We start from the raw sequence: 18,313 nt of genomic DNA, 5'->3' as shown, positions 1-18,313 counted from the left end.
CTCGGGATCGTCCGGGCAGGAGAATTTACCGCCGAATCCTTAACATGAACGATGCTCATATTCTGTCGCGTCGGGTTATCCTGCCGTTATGGACGATCGACAGCGCTACGACCAGGCCACCGCGCACCTGGATCCGCCCTTCGCCGTTCTCGACCTCGCGGCCTTGCGCTCGAACGCCTCCGGCATGGTCCAGCGGGCCGCCGGCAAGCCGATCAGGGTCGCCAGCAAGTCCATCAGGTCCCGGCCCGTGCTTGAGCGAATCCTCACCATGGACGGGTTCACGGGGACCATGGCCTTCACCCTGCCCGAGGCGCTCTGGCTGGTCTCCACCGGAGTGCGCGACGTGCTCGTCGCCTACCCGACCGCGGACCGGGCCGCGCTGGCCGAACTGGCCTCCGACGCCGGCGCGGCACAGGAGATCACGGTGATGGTGGACCGGATCGAGCACCTGGACCTCATCGAGGCCGCGGTCGCCGACGTCCAAAGTCGCAACCGCCACGAGATCCGGGTGTGCCTGGACATCGATGCGAGCTTCGTCGCCTTCGGCGGCAGGTTCCGGGCGGGCGTCCGCCGCTCCCCCATCCGCGAGCCCGAACAGGCCGCCGACCTGGCCGCCGCGACCGCCAAGCGGCCCGGATTCCGGCTGGTGGGCCTCATGGCCTACGAGGCGCAGATCGCCGGAGTCGGCGACGACCCGCCGGGCAACCCCGCCCTCACACAGGCCATCCGCTGGATGCAGGCCCAGTCCCGGCGAGAGCTGATCATGCGCAGGGGCCGGATCGTCCAGGCCGTCCGCCAGATCACCGAGCTGGAGTTCGTCAACGGCGGCGGCACCGGCAGCATCGAGAAGACCGTCCGCGAGAAGGCCGTCACCGAGGTCGCCGCGGGATCGGGTTTCTTCCACCCCCGCCTGTTCGACTTCTACCGCGGCTTCACCGGCCGCCCCGCCGCCCTGTTCGCCCTGCCCGTCGTCCGCCGCCCCGCACCCGACGTCGTCACCGTCCTCGGCGGAGGCTACTCCGCCTCCGGCTCCCCCGGGCAGAACCGCCTACCCCAGCCCTACCTGCCGTGCGGACTGCGCTACGACTCCGACGAGGGTGCGGGCGAGGTCCAGACCCCCCTGCTCGGCCAGGCGGCCGAGGACCTGCGCATCGGCGACCGCGTCTGGTTCCGTCACGCCAAGGCCGGCGAACTCTGCGAACGCTTCGCCAGCCTGCACCTGATCGACGGCGACAAGGTCGTGGACGAGGTCCCCACCTACCGAGGCGAGGGCCGTACCTTCCTCTGACCCTCGAACCCTCAACCGGCGGATCCATCGCGAACAGGCCGGATCACCGTCGACCTCCGGCCCCCGGATCCTCGACCCACAGCCCACCGCGAAAAGCCGGATCACCGTCGACGTCGCTCACCACGGGCGCCGCTCCACCGCCGGCCTACCGCCGGCTTATCGTCGGCGCCGCCAAAGCATGATCACCGCGCCGATCGCCAGCACCGCCCCCACACCGATCAGAACCGGTGCCAGGTTCGGCTGCTCATCCGTCCACAGGCCCTCGGGCTCGCCCTCGAACCTGGCCGGCCGCGCCGCCGCCCCGTTCACCAGGTCGCCGACCTGCGCGACGAAGTGCTCCACGTCCGACCTGACCTTCGCCACGCCCCGCTCCGCGACCCGCTTCGGGCTCACCCGGTCCACGATCGCGTCCACCGTCTGGGCCAGCTCCCCGCGCGTGCGCTCGATCTGCCGCTCCAGCTCCGCAGGATCGGTGTCCGCCATGGCTCTCCTCTCATACCCCCTTGACATTGATCAGTCTGTCAGGTCCGACCCTCTCACGACACTTCAGGCAGCCCGGTAAGTTGGCCGGGGAACGATTCCTCGGAGGAAACCTTATGAAACTCGAGCCCGGCGACGCCGCCCCGGACTTCACGCTTCCCGCCGCCGACGGCGCCACCGTGTCCCTGGACACCTACCGTGGCAAGCGGGTCATCCTCTACTTCTATCCCGCCGCGATGACCCCCGGCTGCACCAAGCAGGCCTGCGACTTCCGCGACAGCCTCGCCTCCCTGACCGCGGCCGGCTTCGTGGTCCTGGGCGTGTCGAAGGACAAGCCGAAGAAGCTGGCCGAGTTCGTCGAACGCGACGCCCTGACCTTCCCCCTCCTGTCGGATCCCGAGCTGGAGGTCCACAAGGCCTACGACGCCTACGGCGAGAAGATGATGTACGGCAAGACCAGCGTCGGCGTCATCCGCTCCACCTTTGTCATCGACGCCGACGGCAAAATCGAGAAGGCCCTCTACAACGTGAAGGCCACCGGCCACGTGGCCCGCCTGCGCCGCGAACTCGGCCTCGATTAAATGCCTCATTTCGCCATTTAATATGGCCTGCGCATGCCCCAAGAATTGTCAGTCCCATTGCCTAACCTTGGGGCATGCCCATCAAATACAAATACACCCCCGAAATGCTGGCCGCAGCGGCGGTCATCTCCCTCAGCATCGCCGACGTCCTCCGCCATCTCGGCATCACCATCGCGGGCGGCAACCACGCCCATATCAGCCGCCAGCTGAAGCACTTCGGGATCGACACCTCCCATTTCCACAGGGTCGCCCCGAACAAGGGTCAGCCCTCGCCACAGCGCCGTCGACCAGAACAAGTTCTCGTCATGCTGCCAGAAGGCAGTCCCCGCCCCGGCCCCAGACAACTCCGACGGAGCCTGATCGCAATCGGGGTGCCACACCGCTGCGCGGGCTGTAAGATCGAAGGTGTCTGGCAAGGTCGGCCGCTGACACTGCACGTCGATCACATCAGCGGCGACTGGCTTGACAACAGAAAAGAAAACCTACGATTCCTCTGTCCTAATTGCCATTCGCAGACAGAGAATTTCGCAGGAAAAAGCAAGGGGTCGTAGTCCAATAGGCAGGAGACACACGGTTTAGGTCCGTGCCAGTTCGGGTTCGAATCCCGACGGCCCTACAAATAGAAAACAATTAGCCATCATTTCTGGCCGACAGGAGCCAATGCCCCTGTCGGCCAGAAGTGTATCTGTTTAAATTATTACCTCACCCATAAATGCGCTTGGTCAAGTTTCACTAGGGCTCACGCAGCAAATCGACTGTCATTTGAGTTCAGCCTCATAGAAGACCAAACTGCGAGTTTCGCCGACAGGGTGGCGGAGCCGGGCGAACAGTCGCCCGCCATGTTTAATCAACGGGACGGCAGAGATCTCCCACGAGCCCGTAGCTGTAGCTCACCGAGCAGAGAGCGGGCGAACCGGACGAGCACCCGCATTGATCACGGTGAGCCGCGCATGACACTACAAGAAGGATCGTCCCATGTGGCGGGTCTGGGCCGTCGGATCGCGCGGCGCGTTCTCACTCGCCGCGCGACCCGGCGTTGTTGTGATTGATCACCACAAACAATCTCCCTTTACTCACCCCGAAGGGTGCTCCCAGCAATCATCCTTCCGGAAGAGGCGTAAAGACTGCGTAAGTAGGACAAAATGTGCGACCTGGGTCGTACATCAGGTTCCCCCTTGAGGGGGAAGGGCTTTGATCTCCACGTACGTATCGTGGTGATGTGTTCGGCAGACTACGCGCCTGGAGTCGGCGCCATCCCGGGACCGTGGACGCCTTGTGGCTGACACCGTTCCTGCTGGTATCGCTGCTCAACGCGCGGGCCGTCGCCGTGGATGACAAGGTGGTCTGGGGCGGTCTCGACTTCGGATTGCCGGGGTTCCTGGGGCTCGGGTTGCTGCTGATCGTGCCGCTGTTCTGGCAGCGCCGACGTCCCCTGACGGTGTTCGCGATCGTCTCGCTGGTGAGTTTCGGCCAGTGGCTCATCGGCGTCCATCCTCTTTTCTTCAACCTTTCCGTGCTCATCGCCATGTACGCCGTGGCGTCCCGCCGCCCGCCGCGCTGGGCGGTCACCGCGGGCCTGGTGGCCGAGCTGGGGCTCCTCCTCTCCTTCGGGCAGATCACGGCGAATCCCGACCTCACCAGCTTCGCCAGCGCCTCGGTGTTCGTCGTCGCGATCTGGATCACGGGGATCTACGCCAACACCCGCCGCCGCTATCTGGAGAGCCTGGAGGAGCGGGCGGAGCGGGCCGAGCACGAGCGTGACCAGCAGGCCAGGCTGGCCGCGGCGGCCGAGCGGGCCCGGATCGCCCGCGAGCTGCACGACGTGGTCGCGCACAACGTGAGTGTGATCATCGTTCAGGCCGACGGGGCGGGTTACGCGATCGACACCGATCCCGAGCAGGCGCGCAGGGCCATGCAGGCGGTGTCGGCCACGGGGCGGCGGGCGCTGGCCGAGATGCGCAGGATGGTGGGCGTGCTGCGGACCGACGGCGTTCCCGAGGAGTACGCGCCGCAGCCGAGCCTGTCGCAGCTGGACGATCTGGTGGCGCAGGTGTGCTCGTCCGGGCTGCCCGTCGATCTGCGGGTCACCGGCGTCCCGCAGGAGCTTCCCGAGGGCGAGCAGTTGACGGTGTACCGGATCGTCCAGGAGGCGCTCACCAATACCCTCAAACATGGCGGCCCCGGCAGCAGGGCCACGGTTGAGATGGAGTACGGCGTGCGTGAGCTGCTCTTACGGGTGACCGACGACGGTCGCGGCGCCGCGGCGCCTGGGCGCGAGGGTGGGCACGGCCTGGTGGGCATGCGAGAGCGGGTCGCCATGTTCGGCGGGACCGTGGAGGCCGCGCCCCTGACGGGGGGCGGGTTCCGGGTGACCGCTCGGCTGCCGACGGGTGAGACCGGGGAGAGTCGGGCGGCTTGAGCGAGCAGGTGATTCGCGTGATGCTGGTCGACGATCAGGAGCTGTTGCGCGCCGGGTTCCGCATGATTCTCAGCGCGCAGCCCGGGATCGAGGTCGTCGCGGAGGCGGCCAACGGGGTCGGGGCCGTCGAGGCCGCGCGGACGACGGCGATCGATGTCGTGCTGATGGATGTGCGGATGCCGGTCATGGACGGTGTGGAGGCGACCCGGCTCATCTGTGCGGCGGGCGAGAGGCCCCGGGTGCTGATCCTGACCACGTTCGATCTGGACGACTACGCGTTCGCGGCGTTGAAGGCGGGCGCCTCGGGGTTTCTGCTGAAGGATGTGCCGCCTCCGGACCTGGTCAGCGCGATCCGCTCGGTGCACAGCGGGGACGCGGTGGTGGCGCCGAGTACGACGCGGCGGTTGCTGGAGCGTTTCGCCGTGCATCTTCCCTCTCCCGGGGCGGCCGAGCAGGCGAGGCTGACCGGGCTGACCTCGCGGGAGCGGGAGGTTCTCGTGCTGGTGGCCAGGGGACTGTCGAACACGGAGATCGCGGTCCGGCTGAGTCTGGCGGAGGCGACGGTCAAAACGCATCTGGGCCGGGTGCTGGCCAAGCTGAGCCTGAGGGATCGGGCCCAGGTGGTCGTGTATGCCTACGAGACGGGACTTGTGACGCCGCATTCAACGGATTAGGGACGACCGGGCCGCCTGTTTTTCCTCGCTTACCCAGCCTAATAATCTACACTTTGAGTACTAAAGTGGACATTTATGATCAATTGGGCTGGTTTTCTCCCTACCGCTCTGCTCGTGTCCCTCATCCCCGGCGCGAATCAGCTTCTCGGCCTGAGCAACGCCGTACGTCACGGCACCGCGTATGCCCTCGCTGGAATCGGCGGGCGGCTGGTCGCCTTCATCATCCTCATCGGGCTGGTCGTGGCGGGGCTCGGCGCGGCGCTGACGGCATCGGCCACCGCGCTCACGGTGATCAAGTGGGTGGGCGTCGTCTACCTCGCGTGGATCGGGTTCTCGAGTCTGCGGCGCGCCTGGCGGGCCCCACCCGCCGCGACTGCCTCGGCTGCCTCGGCCCCCGCGGCCGGCAGGGGACTGCGGCCGCTGGTCATCAACGAGTTCGTCGTCGCGATCAGCAACCCCAAGGCCCTGTTGCTCTTCGCCGCGTTGCTGCCCCAGTTCACCGGTGGGCCGAAGGGCGGGACCGACGCACAACTGGCCATGCTCGGGGGGGCCTACCTCGGCATCGAGCTCCTCGTCGGCCTCACCTACGTCGGACTCGGCAGCCGTATCGGAGCCACCGGCATCCCGGCTCGGACCCAGCGCAGGGTCGATGTCGGCAGCGGCGTGTGCTTCCTCGGCCTCGCCGGGATCCTCGCCGGGGACAACATCGTCTGAGCCCGGACCGACCCGGGCCCGCAGGTCTCGGCCGAATGGCCGAGGCGGGGCTACCCCGCAGGTAGGACCGGACCGTCCGGGAGAGTCCTGCGGTGGAGGGGAAGTCCGTCCGCCAGCCCGATGAATCCCGTTCGCCCCGTCAATAGCGTTTGTCCAGCCATAACGCATACGTTGCCGAGGAGAACTGACGTGACCATCACCGGAGAGGTCGGCGCGTGGAACGCGCGGGAGAACACGGCACCGGCCGTGACGGCCAGGGGGCTCACCAAGGTGTACGGCCAGGGGGACACTGCCGTACACGCCCTCCGAGGGGTGGACGTCTCCTTCGCGACCGGCGCCTTCACCGCGATCATGGGCCCTTCCGGATCGGGCAAGTCCACGCTGATGCACTGCCTGGCCGGGCTGGACACGGTCAGCGCCGGGCAGGTGCACATCGGAGACGTGGAGCTCACCGGGCTGGGTGACAAGCAGCTCACCCTGCTCCGCCGCGAGCGGATCGGTTTCATCTTCCAGGCGTTCAACCTGCTGCCCACGCTGACCGCCGAGCAGAACATCCGGCTCCCGTTGGAGATCGCCGGGCGCCAGGCCGACGGCGAGCTGTTCGACCGGGTCGTGGAGACCGTGGGCCTGCGTGACCGGCTCGGCCACAAGCCGACCGAGCTGTCAGGCGGCCAGCAGCAGCGCGTCGCGGTGGCCCGTGCCCTGATCAGCAAGCCGCAGGTCATCTTCGCCGACGAGCCGACCGGCAACCTGGACTCGCGCAGCGGTGCCGAGATCCTGTCCTTCCTGCGCACGTCGGTACGGGAGCTCGGCCAGACGATCGTGATGGTCACCCACGACCCGGTCGCGGCCTCCTACGCCGGACGCGTGGTGTTCCTGCGTGACGGCCTGCTGGTCAGCGAGCTGACGGAGCCGAGCCCGCAGTCCGTACTCGACATGCTGATCAAGCTGGAGGCCTGAGGTGCTGAGGACGACCCTGGCCGGGTTGCGGGCGCACAAGCTGCGCCTGCTGCTCACCTCGCTGGCGATCGCCCTGGGGGTGGGCTTCATCGCGGGCACGTTTGTGCTCACCGACACCATCGAGGTGGGCTTCAGCCAGAAGTTCTCCGCGGCGGCGGACAAGGTCGATGTCTCCGTGCTTCCCGTGCGGGGCGAGAGCACCGGCGTGGCGCGGCCCATGTCCGGCGCCGTACTGGAGAAGATTCGCGCCGTCGGCGGCGTGGCCGACGCCCAGGGGCTCGTGCAGGGCACGTCCGCCCTGATCGGCAAGGACGGCAAGGCCGCCGGGGACGTCCCCACGGCGGGCATCTCCATCCCCGAGGGTTCGCTGAACCGCACCTCGATCACCAGCGGCGCCGCCCCGAAGACCGCGACGCAGGCCGTACTCGACGAGAACACCGCCGAGGCTCGCGGCTTCAAGATCGGTGACACCGTCGCGGTGCTGGACTCCAAGAACGCCAGGCACGAGTTCACGGTGGTGGGCCTGTTCGACGCCGGCCTCGACCAGCAGCTCCTCTACAGCGGCGCGGTCGGCTACACCACCGAGACCGCCAAGGCGATGACCGGGGCGAAGGGCTTCAAGGAGATCGACGTCCTCGCCTCGGAGGGCGTGACGCAGGAGGCGGTGCGCGGTTCGGTCGCCGCGGCCCTGGGCACGGGTTACCAGGTCAGGACCGGGGAGCAGTACGCCGCCGACCTGGCCCGGAGCAACGGCGCCGACACCCAGCTGCTGACGCTCGGCCTGCTGATGTTCGGCCTGGTGGCGATGTTCGTGGCCGCGCTGGTCATCTACAACACCTTCAACATCCTGGTCGCCCAGCGGACCCGCGAGATGGCCCTGCTGCGCTGCATCGGGGCGACGCGCGGGCAGGTGTTCGGCTCCATCGTGCTGGAGTCGGCCGTGGTCGGCCTGCTCTCGTCGGTGCTGGGCCTGCTGCTCGGCTACGGGCTGGGCGCGGGGGCGCTCGCCGTACTCGCCGGGGCCGGCACGTCGCTGCCCTCCACCGGGAGCGCGGCCCTGACCACGCGCACGATCGTTCTCGGCCTGCTGATCGGCCTCGTCGTCACGGTGGGGGCGGCGCTGCTGCCCGCGCGGTCGGCGACGAAGGTCGCACCGATCGCGGCGCTGCGCTCGCAGGTCGAGGAGCACACCTTCAAGGCCGGCCTGTTCCGCGTGATCTTCGCGGCGCTGCTCCTGGTCGTGGGCGTGGGCGCCACGGTGGCCGGGGTGGGCATGGTGCCCGGCGAGGTCGCGCTCCTCGCGGTGGCCGCGGGCGGTTCCTTCGTCTTCCTCGCGGTGCTGGTTCTCGGGCCGGTGATCGTCAAGCCGCTCGGCGCCTTCGTGGGCTGGCTGCCCGCCAAGCTCTCCGGGGTGCCGGGCAGGCTCGCCGTGGACAACTCCCGGCGCAACCCGAAGCGGTCGGCGACCACCACCGTCGCGCTCACCGTGGGCGTGACGCTGATGACGCTGATCGCGGTCCTCACCGGCACGATGCGGGTGACGTTCACCCAGCAGCTCGACGACCAGTTTCCCGTCGACTACATGGTCCAGACCCAGGACCGCGGATCGGGGCTGCCCCGCGCCCTGGCCGAGGACCTGCGGACCAGACCCGAGCTCACCTCGGTCGTCGCGTCCCGCGAGACCTCCGCCAAGATCGGGGACAAGGAGTATCAGGTCGGCGCGTTCACCGCGGGATCGGACTTCAGGCCGAAGCTCGACGCGGGCTCGATCGACGTCCTCAAGCCCGGGACCGCGGTCGTCTCCGACTACGACCTCAAACAGCTCGGCGTCAAGGTCGGCGATCGGATCCCGGTACGGACCACGGAGGCGGGCACGGTCGACCTCACGATCGTGGGCACCTTCGACTCCGGGGAGAGCAACCTGACCGGCGTGACCGTGCCGGCGGAGGAGTTCGACCGTTACTTCGGCCCGGTCGACGACAGCTGGGTGATGATCAACGCCAAGGACGGCGTCAGCCCCGAACAGGCCCGCAAGGCGGTCGACGCGGCGGCGCAGCCGTATCCCACGGCCAAGGTCGCCAGCTCCACCGAGCTCCGGGGCGCGTTCGACGAGACGCTCGACATGATGCTGATGATCATCACTGGCCTGCTGGGCCTGGCGGTCCTCATCTCGCTGCTGGGCATCGCCAACACGCTGTCCCTCTCGGTCCACGAGCGGACCCGGGAGTCGGCGCTCCTGCGGGCGCTCGGTCTGACCCGGCCCCAGCTGCGGCGGATGCTCGTCGTCGAGGCGCTGATCCTGGGGCTCATCGGCGCGCTGGTCGGCGTGGTGCTCGGCATCACGTTCGGCTGGGCCGCGGGGCAGACACTGGCCGCCGACGTCGTGTTCCAGTTGCCGGTCCTGCAGATCCTGGCGTTCGTGGCACTGTCCGGCCTGGCCGGGGTGCTCGCCGCGGTGCTTCCGGCCCGCAGGGCGGCGCGCGCCTCCATCGTGGGATCGCTCGCCGCCGGCTGACCGGAGCCGTCCGAACGGGCAACCGACCAGAACCCGCGAATCGGCGACCGGCCGAGGAGGTCCGGGCGAACGGCTGACCTGAGCCGTTCCAGCCGGTGGTCGACCGGAGCCATCCCCGTGACCGGGACGCCTTCCGTCGGGGGCGGCGCCCCGGTCACCACCTACAGCGGGCACCCCGACAACCGCCTCCGGTCCCCCTCGCAGCGGACGTTCCGCGAACAATCCCGTTGAGGCGGTCCTGCTCACCGCCTACCGAGGGCGGCGTCCCGGCCACTGCTCGGCCACCGTCTCGGGGTTGAGCAGCGGCCGGATGACAAGCTCTCCGGTGGCCCTGTCGATGACCACGCATCCGGCCCCGACCGTGTCGGGCAGCACGCTGGGATCGTCGGCCTCGGGCTCCTTCGACCAGGCGACATAGCCCTCCTTGAAGGCATAAATCCTGATCTCGGTGGCAGAGCCCGGATTCCGGACGCCGTTGAAATACTCCTCCGCGACGGCCCTGGCCTGGTCGGGATTCACAGTCGCCTTCCCTCCCTGTCGATCACGACGCAGAAGACGCCGGTCACCGATTCGTACGGCGGGTCGACCGCCATGTGCCCCCGCTGCGCGTCGATCCAGATCACCTCTCCGTCGAAGTTCACCGCGTTCCACGCGTGGCTGCCACCGGCCGGCCAGCGGGTGATGATGATGGCGGCGGCCCCGTGTCCCCCGGCCAGCAGCGCCTGGGCGATCGGGACGTAGGCGTGCCGCCCCTGCCCCACATACTGGAACCGCTGTCCCAGCCATCTCTCGGCCCTGGCCGCTCCACCGGCCTCGCCGCTGAGCAGCGGCTTGCCGACCCGGTCGTACTCGGGCCGCCGGGGCGCGGCCACGGCCGGCACACCGTGCCAGGTGGACATCACCGACAGCGCGCAGTCGACCGCGTTGGTCGCCCTGAACGGGTCCTCCGCGGCCCCGGCCCCGTTGATCAGCCTGATCCACATGCCCCGGGGGTCCGGGAAACGGCGCGGGACCCCCTGTTCGGTCACCGGCACGGCTCGTACCATGTCCTCCTCGGTCTGCGGGTCGGGCCGCGCCAGCCCACCGGCCACGCCGTACGGCCTGCACCGGTCCAGCACCGCGGGCCGCCACTGCATCCGCTGCGTGCGCTCGGGCTCCCGCGTCCGCTCGGACTCCCGTGCCCGCTCATGCTCCCGTACTCGCTCGGTCTGTTGCGGCCCCGCAGCCGCGACCGGCACCTGCGCCTCCAGCTCGAAGTCCCGCCACCGCTTCCCGTCCGCGGTCACGACGGGGTTGTAGATGCCCGCAGGCAGAAAACACTCAGTCACGCGGTCCCCCTCGCCCAGCCACCGAGAGCCCGATGGTAAGGCGACCGACCGCACCACGCAGGCCAGTTGACCAGATCGGGGGCCTGGCGTTCTTCCTCGTCTCCTGCGGGGCGCACCGGGGCCGTGCCGGCCGCGACGGGCTGCGGCGGGGCATTTGCCCTCGGGTGAGCAGTCCTCCGCTCGGGGCGGACCTCGATGGTCCAAATCCTGCGTTTGCCGCACAGGGGACAGAAGAGGGGCCCCTGGCCGGCGACGTCGCCGGCCAGGGGCCCCTCTGTGATCAGCCTATGTCAGCCGTCGTTCTCCGACGACGGGATGTAGGCGCCCGGCACCTGGTCCGGCGTGTAGATCTTGTCCTCACCCGGGTAGGGCTTCGTCCACCCGTACGACTCGTACCACGAGAAATGGTTCATCTGCTCGGGGTTGGCGGAGTCGGGCCTGGCGGTGGGTCCGGTGAACGGCTGCTGCGCCTTCCATGCCTCCCAGATCGCCGCGATCTCCTGCTTGTCCGCCGGCACCGCCGTCGGCACCGCGACCGCGGCCTTCAGCTTCTGGTTCTGCGGCGCAGGGGTGTCCAGGCCGCAGGCGGGCGGGGTCTTCAGACCCGCGGTCAGCGAGGTCCGGTTGGGCAGCGCGGTGAACGGCGTGAAGTCCGGCTTCTTGGCGAACGCCCCGCTCATCGGGGTGGCCGCGCTGTCCTTCTGGTTCATCGGCTGGATCCCGAGGATCTGCTCGATGGTGCGGACCATGGTGATCTGCGTGTAGTAGCGGCTGTCCACCTTGCCGCGCTGGGCCCAGGGGCTGATGATCTGGATCGGGGCACGGTGGCCGTCGACGTGGTCGAGGCCGGCCTGGGAGTCGTCCTCGACGACGAAGATCGCCGAGTCCTTCCAGTACTCGCTGTGCGAGATGGTGTCGACGATCTTGCCGACGGCCAGGTCGTTGTCCGCGACCTGAGCGGGCCCGTTCGCCGGACCACCGGTGTGGTCGCTGGAGAGCCAGAACATGTTCAGGTTCGCCGGCCCGTTCTTCTCGAAGTCCTGCTTCCAGATCTCGGACCGGTAGATGTCCGGGACACTGGTGTCGAACTTCGGGAAGCCGTGCACCGACACGTCGTTGAGCGACGGGATCGGCGAGGACGAGTTCAGGGTGTAAGCGGTGTTCTGCCCGGTCGCCTGCATGTTCTTGGTGTCGCAGTACAGGTTCTGCCAGCTCGCGTCGGCCGGCTTGGTCAGGAACTGCTGGAACTCACCGAAGTTCCGCACGGTCTTGCCCGCCGCCTGCGCACCGGTCCAGATGAAGCCGGTCCGCTGGTGGCCGAGAGCGTCGTCCTCGGTGTCGTAGCTGCGCAGGTACTCGCCGGCGCTGGACTCGGTGTACTCCGGGTTGTCGGCCTGCATCAGCCAGTTGTGGCCCTCGGCGGAGTTGGTGCCGATGTCGTAAGTGTTGTCGTACAGCCCGAACTGACTCGCCAGCGCGTGCTGGTTCGGCGTCACGTTCTCGCCGTACTGGGCCAGCGACGGGTCGCCGTTGCCACGCGGGTCGTCACCGAGGACCTGGTCGTAGGTCCGGTTCTCCTTGACGATCAGGAAGACGTGCTTGATGGTCGAGGGGTCGCCGAGGCGCTTCGGGACCGGCTCGGCCTTCTGCTTGTTGCCGTGGGCCACCTTGACGTCGTTCTTGCCCCAGCCGTTCTGCGCGAAGACCGTGTCCGTGGACTTGGCGATCTCCTTGTCGGACGGCAGCTGGAACCGCTGCAGGCTCGACGTCGTGTCGTGGGTGCCGTGCCCGGCGGCGGTGGTGGGGCGGAGGGCGTCGACACCGCGGGTGTTGGAGACCAGCACGTCGTTGCCGACGGTGGTGATCTCCGCGGGGAAGTAGCCCGTCGGGAGCAGGCCGACGTAGCTGACCGGCTCCTGCGGCGTCGTGTACCGGTAGACGGCGACCGCGTTGGCGCGGCCGAGCGTCACCAGCAGGTGACCGTCGTCGGTGAGCGTCACGGCGTCGGGCTCGTAGCCCACCGAGGCCTGCGGCCACGGCTGGGTGGCGATGGTCTGGACGACCTTGTCCTTGGCGGTGTCGATGACCGACACGTCGTTGGTGGCGGTGTTGGTGACGAACACCACCCCGTTCTTGGCGTACATGGCGGTCGGGTGCAGACCGACGTCGATGCTCGCGGCGGCGGCAGCCGGGTTCGCCAGGTCGATGACGCTGACCGTGCCGGTGGTGGTGGCACCGGTGTTCGGGTCGGCCGGCACCTGGGTGTTGTAGGAGTTGATCGTGGTGTCGCCGGGCTTCGCCGGACGCCCGCCCTCGTTGCTGACGTAGAGCTTGTCGCCGACCATGACCATGCCACGCGGGGCGTTGCCCACGACCCAGCTCTGCTTGACGGCCCCGGTCGCCGCGTCGAGGGCGACCACCCGGTTCTGGCCGTTGACGGCGACGTACACGGTGGAGCCGTCGGCCGAGAACACCGGCTGAGCCACCAGCGCGTGCTTGGGCCCGTCCGCCGGGATCTTGATGGACGTCGGGTTGGCGAGGGTGCCGTCGGGGTTCACGGTGAACTTGGTGAAGCCGTCGGTCTGGCCAAGCCACACCTGCGAGCCGTCGGGCGAGTACGTAGGGCCTTCCTGGCCCACGTCGTTGCCGCTGATGCGCAGGTTCGCCGCCGCGTTGTTGCCGACGAGCTGCTGCACCTTCCAGTTCTTCAGGTCAACGATGGCGAGCGCCATCCCGCCGTCGGTGACCGAGGCCGCGAGGTGGGCGCCGTCCGGGCTGACCGAGGACGACATGATCTTGCCGTTGTTGATGACGAGGCTGTCACCGATCGGCTTGACGTACTGGTCGCCGGACACGACCAGGCCCTTGTCGGTGGTCTGGCCGACCTGGTCGGTGCCGAACATATCGGTGGAGGCGTAGGCGATGCCCCCGCCGGCGACGACGAGAACGGCGGTGGCGGCCGCGAGGAGCCGGCCAGTCGGCCGACTGAAGCGCCCGAGACGGGCCTTCGAAACGCGCTGGCGCGTGACGTGCATTGATTATTCCTTCGTAGTGCTTGCGAGCAGGTCGACGTTCCCGTCGAACTGCCACAGGGGGTTGGGCGCGTCCCCGGTCGGGGTGCGCACCTGGAAGTAGCCGTTGACCTCCTTCGGCCCGTCTCCATCGGCGACGTACCGCCCGTCTGCGGTGACGTCGAGCTGGTAGATGGCGTTGCCCACGGCGGTCGCGCCGGGGAGGCGCCAGGACACGACACACCGCCAGTCGTTGCCCGCTCCCTGATCGAGGACCCGGGAGCCGCCCTTGTCGCAGGACGCGGTGGCCTGCAGCTGGGCCTCGGTGACGTCGGGGCGATGGAGCTCCCGCGTCTGCAGCCGGTAGAGGTGGGCGTACGCCGTGGCGAGCGAGTCCTGCAGCTTCCCCTTCTCGATCCCCGAGCCCGTGGCCGGGGTCGCGACGGAGATCACGCCGAAGGTGAGGGCGACCAGTGCGACCAGCGGCACCACCCCCGCCACGAGGACGCGCCGACCCGACCCGTCGTACGCGAGGTCGGTGAAGTCGCGGCGCAGGAACAGGCGGTAGGCCAGCGCGGTGGCGGTGACCGCCCACGCGAGGCTCACCGCGAGGCCGATGAGGAGGGGTCCCGCCTGCGCCGGGCTGGTGAAGAGCCCGCGCCAGGCGAGGAAGGCGTGGCTCGGCAGGGCCAGCTGCACGGCCACCGGCAGCGGGAGCAGCTGCGCGAGCTGCAGCACGAGGGCGAGGAGCGCGGGCATCAGCAGCCCCATCGGGGAGCGGCCCAGGGCCACCGAGCCGAGGAGACCGACCGCGGCGAATGCCAGCGTCGGCGCCAGCACGCAGGCCCACGCGAGCAGGACCGTGCCGGCCGCGTCCGCCGGGGCGAGGAGATGGCCGTCCAGGCCGGCGAGCGGTTGGTTGCCGACCGCGGCCAGGCCGCCGGCGATGCCCGACGCGGCCAGTCCGGCCACGAGCAGCAGGATCACGGTGAGGCTGGCAAGGGTCTTCGCCACGAAGATCCGCTGCGGGGAGCGCACCGCCACGAGGAGATGGCGCCAGGTGCCCAGCCGGTCCTCGACGGCGAAGACGTCGCCGGCGACCAGCGCCGTCAGCAGCGGGAGCGCCCAGCTGCACGAGAAGTCCAGCACCACCAGCGCCCCCGACCAGCCGGTCGCGTTCATCCAGCGGCCGAAGACCGTGTCGGTGGGCAGCGAGCTCTGCAGGCTCACCACGGCCACGAAGGCCGCCGGGGCGAGCCAGCAGGCGAGCAGCAGCAGGCGGATCCGCCACTGGGAGAGCAGCTTGGCCAACTCGAACCGGTAGGCGTGCGTCACGGGCGCCGGCCGGGCGCCGACCCGGGGTTGGGTGACGGTCTCGGTCATCGCGGGTCCTCCTGATCGGTCTGCGCGGGCATGGTGCCGGTCCCGGTCAGGGCCAGGAACGCGGCCTCGAGCGGCGCCACCACGGGACCCAGCTCTCGGAGCGCCACGCCGGCTCGCACGAGCCGCACGACCAGCTCGTCGAGGGCCGTCACCGGCCCGCGGACGACGACGTCGGCGTCCGGCCGTTGACCGGGGTCGCGGCCGGGCATGACGTGGAGCCCGGGTGTCTCCGAAGCCAGCCGGTGGGCGGCCACCGGGTCAGAGGTGAGCAGCCGGTAGTCGAGCTCGCCGCTCTCGGCGGCGAGCTTGCTCACAGGCCCGGAGAAGACGACCCGTCCGGTGGCGAGGATGGTGACCTCGGAGCACAGCGCGGCGAGGTCGTCCATCCGGTGGCTGGAGAGGACCACCGCGGTCCCGTCCGCGGCGAGTCCGGTGATGACGCGGTGCACGTGGTGCTTGCCGGCGGGGTCCAAACCGTTGGCCGGCTCGTCGAGGACGAGCAGTCGCGGCTTGGTGAGCAGCGCGGCGGCCAGCCCGAGCCGCTGGCGCATCCCCAGGGAGAAGCCCCGGATACGGTCGTCGGCGACGTCGGTGAGCCCGACCTGCTCCAGCGCGTCGTCGACGCCGGCGGCGCGCCCGGCGTCGTACCCGCGCAGTGAGGCCAGGGCCGAGAGGTTCTGCCGAGCGGTGAGCGAGGGATAGAGCCCGGGCCCGTCCACGAAGCCCGCGACGCCGTCGGGTACGGCGAGCGTCCGCCCGACCGGCGTACCCAGGATCTCGAGGCGGCCGCTGTCCGCGACCGCCAGACCCAGCAGCAGGCCGAGGAGCGTCGTCTTGCCCGCGCCGTTCAGGCCGACCAGGCCATGGACCTGCCCACTCGCCACGTCGAGGTCGACGCCGTTGAGCGCCATCACATCACCGAAGGACTTCGTGACCCCGCGAGCCCGGACCGCGGGGGGCCTGTGCGTGTCGGTCTCTAGCATCCGCTGTCCTTCCTCGACACCCGGCACTGGTCGCAGGTTTGGCGGCCGATGCAGCAGCGAGAAACTTAGGTTTGCTAAAGATCTAAAAAGTGTTTATTGCGACAACAAAGTATTTATGCCATGTGAACAGACATACAGTATTCATTCGGACACACCCCCAAATGTTCATATGAATGACAGGTTTTCGTTGATCAAGTGCCATCGCCGTCCTGTCCGGTGCGGCGCCACCTCTGGATGGAGCCGACAGGCGGCGAACGCGGTTTCGCGTTCGGCGACGGCGATGCCGCGCCGGCCCGTGCCCCGCCGAGGTGTTCACGCAAGGCACCCGAACTGGCCATTCATCCGCCACGCGTGTGCGTTCGCCTTTGCATCCGCTCGCGGCTCGGTTGTCCGGCATGCCGCCGGCACGGTGCGCGGCGCGGAACCAGGACAGTGACGCGGACCGAGGCCGTCCCGGAGTTCACAACACCCCAAGGAACCCCGGGCCCGCAATTCGCGATATGGACAAATAGATAGAAAGATCGCAAAGCACATTAAACTACCAATAAGTGACATAAATATTTAAAACACCACAAAATACCAAGAGTCACCGAGACGATCACCACAGGTCACCACGGTGGTTCAAAGTGTTACCGCAGGCCGGCAGCCGGCCCGATCGGTCCATACGGCGCTTGTCGGCTGGTATGCCGTGACCGCGGTGCTTGCGGTTACCGGAGTTGGGGCAGGAATCTACGGCGGGCGAGGGCGACCGTTGTCTTAGCGACGAGCACGGCGATGAAGGCTGTGATCGCGAGCAGTACGCACCAGGCCCACACCGTGTGCCCGGCGGGTCTTCCGTAGTTGATCCAATGCAGGGCGAAGGTGGCGACGGCGGCGTACGGGAAAGCGAACGACCAGAACGCGGGGCCGAACGACAACTGGCGGTACACGGGGATCAGCCGGAGTTGGACGATGACGGCGAGCACGGTGAAGCCGCCGAACACCAGGGCGGCGGCGTCGACCTTGTCATGGGTGATGGCCAGATAGGCGAGGCCGCCGAGAGCGGGCGGCGCGACCTCGATGGCCAGGGTGGGCGTCAGCGGGGCAGGCAGGCGGGGGCGGAACAGTAGCCGGGCCATGATGACGGAGCCGATGAGAAGCCACGACACGACGCCGATGCCCATGAACGCGTGGGCGATGTCGGTCCAGCCGGCGCGGGCGGCACCGATGGAGGCGATGAGTCCTCCGGCGACGGCGGGCAGGACGTAGCCGGAGTGCAGCCGGTCCAGGTCGAGTTCTTCGGTGATCCATTGGCCGAGGATCCACCCGGCCAGGATGGTGGTGGCGACGGCGAAGACCGCGAACAGCCACCGGCCGGCGGTGGGGGTATGGGGCATCAGACCGATCGCCAGGAGCATGCCGACGATCGGGATCAGCGACACGAACGGCGCCAGCACCGGATCGGCCAGTTCGGCGCGCCAGCCGCCGGACCGGTGCGGAACCTGCGACACGTAGCCGACGATGAGCACCAGCCACACGACGGCGGTGACGATGAACAGGACGTCGGCCACCAGCGCGGGCGCCACCCCCAGCATGGCCGCGTACCCCCAGCAGGTGGCCAGACCGGCCAACCCGTAGGAGATTCCAAACATGTTCGAGGTGATCCCGACCTGGGGCTGAGCTGTCCGCGTTTTCATCGAGCCCTCCACCTGTCCGCGTGTTCGTCGAGCCCTCCACCGCGAATACCGGCGGCCGCGTTCCCCCTGCGAATTCGCTGACGCTGACTGTGGCTGTCTGGGCGACGTCGTGGATCCGGCCGCCTGTCAGTTCGACCTACCCCGAGAACCTGCGCATTTATCACATGCGTGATCCATGCCAGACAAGATCAGACCGCCATCGGGCCATGGAAAGACCATGCGTCACCTGGCCGCACCGCGGCTTCAGGCGCGGCGGCGCCGGCGCCGCCCAAGTCGGTTGTGACCGGCAGTGCGAGCCTGA

The 18,313-nt window shown here is 68.7% G+C and carries 15 protein-coding genes and 1 tRNA gene; 9 read left to right on the top strand and 7 right to left on the bottom strand.

From position 1 onward, the window contains the following. Positions 1-88: 88 nt before the first annotated feature. Entirely contained in the window at positions 89-1,288 is a 1,200-nt protein-coding gene (locus CHC08_RS15590) for an amino acid deaminase/aldolase (RefSeq protein WP_089208000.1), read from the top strand. A gap of 156 nt (positions 1,289-1,444) precedes the next feature. Here the strand turns inward: CHC08_RS15590 and CHC08_RS15585 are convergent, their stop codons facing one another. Next, entirely contained in the window at positions 1,445-1,771 is a 327-nt protein-coding gene (locus CHC08_RS15585; protein WP_089207999.1) for a DUF3618 domain-containing protein, read from the bottom strand. Positions 1,772-1,884: 113 nt separating this feature from the next. Between CHC08_RS15585 and bcp the strand changes: the two genes are divergently transcribed. The 8 genes from bcp to CHC08_RS15545 all read left to right on the top strand — a co-directional run bounded on the left by bcp (position 1,885) and on the right by CHC08_RS15545 (position 9,631). Beyond that, on the top strand, positions 1,885-2,349 hold the full coding sequence (gene bcp / locus CHC08_RS15580) for a thioredoxin-dependent thiol peroxidase (RefSeq protein WP_089207998.1): 465 nt from the start codon (positions 1,885-1,887) through the stop codon (positions 2,347-2,349). A 74-nt stretch (positions 2,350-2,423) separates the two neighbouring features. Next, on the top strand, positions 2,424-2,900 hold the full coding sequence (locus CHC08_RS15575) for an HNH endonuclease signature motif containing protein (protein WP_089207997.1): 477 nt from the start codon (positions 2,424-2,426) through the stop codon (positions 2,898-2,900). Then, positions 2,891-2,965 (top strand) — tRNA-Leu (locus tag CHC08_RS15570). The genes CHC08_RS15575 and CHC08_RS15570 overlap by 10 nt, the downstream gene beginning before the upstream one ends. Positions 2,966-3,568: 603 nt before the next feature. Next, positions 3,569-4,768 (top strand): sensor histidine kinase, encoded by a 1,200-nt coding sequence (locus CHC08_RS15565; RefSeq protein WP_245878337.1) that lies wholly within the window; start codon positions 3,569-3,571, stop codon positions 4,766-4,768. Positions 4,769-4,776: 8 nt separating this feature from the next. Then, the gene (locus tag CHC08_RS15560; protein ID WP_218825329.1) at positions 4,777-5,442 is read left to right on the top strand and encodes a response regulator; all 666 of its coding nucleotides are present in this window, start codon (positions 4,777-4,779) and stop codon (positions 5,440-5,442) included. A 114-nt stretch (positions 5,443-5,556) separates the two neighbouring features. Next, the gene (locus tag CHC08_RS15555; protein ID WP_218825324.1) at positions 5,557-6,156 is read left to right on the top strand and encodes a LysE family translocator; all 600 of its coding nucleotides are present in this window, start codon (positions 5,557-5,559) and stop codon (positions 6,154-6,156) included. A 189-nt stretch (positions 6,157-6,345) separates the two neighbouring features. Continuing rightward, positions 6,346-7,116, top strand: a complete 771-nt coding sequence (locus CHC08_RS15550; RefSeq protein WP_089207995.1) for an ABC transporter ATP-binding protein — start codon at positions 6,346-6,348, stop codon at positions 7,114-7,116. Between the two features lies 1 nt (position 7,117). Continuing rightward, a complete protein-coding gene (locus tag CHC08_RS15545; protein WP_089207994.1) occupies positions 7,118-9,631 on the top strand; it encodes an ABC transporter permease in 2,514 nt (837 codons plus the stop codon). A gap of 249 nt (positions 9,632-9,880) precedes the next feature. Here CHC08_RS15545 and CHC08_RS15540 read toward each other — a convergent pair whose 3' ends face one another. From CHC08_RS15540 to CHC08_RS15515, 6 genes are all read right to left on the bottom strand, one after another. Beyond that, positions 9,881-10,150, bottom strand: coding sequence for a hypothetical protein (locus tag CHC08_RS15540; RefSeq protein WP_089207993.1), 270 nt, complete (start codon positions 10,148-10,150; stop codon positions 9,881-9,883). Further along, entirely contained in the window at positions 10,147-10,959 is an 813-nt protein-coding gene (locus tag CHC08_RS15535) for a toxin glutamine deamidase domain-containing protein (protein ID WP_245878336.1), read from the bottom strand. The genes CHC08_RS15540 and CHC08_RS15535 overlap by 4 nt, the downstream gene beginning before the upstream one ends. A gap of 290 nt (positions 10,960-11,249) precedes the next feature. After that, the gene (locus CHC08_RS15530; RefSeq protein WP_089207992.1) at positions 11,250-13,994 is read right to left on the bottom strand and encodes an alkaline phosphatase family protein; all 2,745 of its coding nucleotides are present in this window, start codon (positions 13,992-13,994) and stop codon (positions 11,250-11,252) included. Between the two features lie 3 nt (positions 13,995-13,997). Continuing rightward, the gene (locus tag CHC08_RS15525; RefSeq protein WP_089207991.1) at positions 13,998-15,353 is read right to left on the bottom strand and encodes an ABC transporter permease; all 1,356 of its coding nucleotides are present in this window, start codon (positions 15,351-15,353) and stop codon (positions 13,998-14,000) included. After that, positions 15,350-16,336 (bottom strand): ABC transporter ATP-binding protein, encoded by a 987-nt coding sequence (locus CHC08_RS15520; RefSeq protein WP_089207990.1) that lies wholly within the window; start codon positions 16,334-16,336, stop codon positions 15,350-15,352. Before CHC08_RS15520 ends, CHC08_RS15525 begins: the two co-directional genes overlap by 4 nt. A 707-nt stretch (positions 16,337-17,043) precedes the next feature. Further along, entirely contained in the window at positions 17,044-18,012 is a 969-nt protein-coding gene (locus CHC08_RS15515) for an SLAC1 family transporter (RefSeq protein WP_143653230.1), read from the bottom strand. Positions 18,013-18,313: the final 301 nt, after the last annotated feature.

Source organism: Streptosporangium subroseum (assembly GCF_900188345.1).
Classification (GTDB): domain Bacteria; phylum Actinomycetota; class Actinomycetes; order Streptosporangiales; family Streptosporangiaceae; genus Streptosporangium; species Streptosporangium subroseum.
Note: the sequence above shows the minus strand (reverse complement) of the source record. Positions and strands in the feature narration are given on the sequence as shown.

Excerpts from the sequence above, each read along its gene's own strand:
- bcp (WP_089207998.1), top strand. The coding sequence starts at position 1,885 with ATGAAACTCGAGCCCGGCGACGCCGCCCCGGACTTCACGCTTCCCGCC.
- CHC08_RS15530 (WP_089207992.1), bottom strand. The coding sequence starts at position 13,994 with ATGCACGTCACGCGCCAGCGCGTTTCGAAGGCCCGTCTCGGGCGCTTC.
- CHC08_RS15585 (WP_089207999.1), bottom strand. The coding sequence starts at position 1,771 with ATGGCGGACACCGATCCTGCGGAGCTGGAGCGGCAGATCGAGCGCACG.
- CHC08_RS15590 (WP_089208000.1), top strand. The coding sequence starts at position 89 with ATGGACGATCGACAGCGCTACGACCAGGCCACCGCGCACCTGGATCCG.
- CHC08_RS15525 (WP_089207991.1), bottom strand. The coding sequence starts at position 15,353 with ATGACCGAGACCGTCACCCAACCCCGGGTCGGCGCCCGGCCGGCGCCC.
- CHC08_RS15575 (WP_089207997.1), top strand. The coding sequence starts at position 2,424 with ATGCCCATCAAATACAAATACACCCCCGAAATGCTGGCCGCAGCGGCG.
- CHC08_RS15515 (WP_143653230.1), bottom strand. The coding sequence starts at position 18,012 with ATGAAAACGCGGACAGCTCAGCCCCAGGTCGGGATCACCTCGAACATG.
- CHC08_RS15520 (WP_089207990.1), bottom strand. The coding sequence starts at position 16,336 with ATGCTAGAGACCGACACGCACAGGCCCCCCGCGGTCCGGGCTCGCGGG.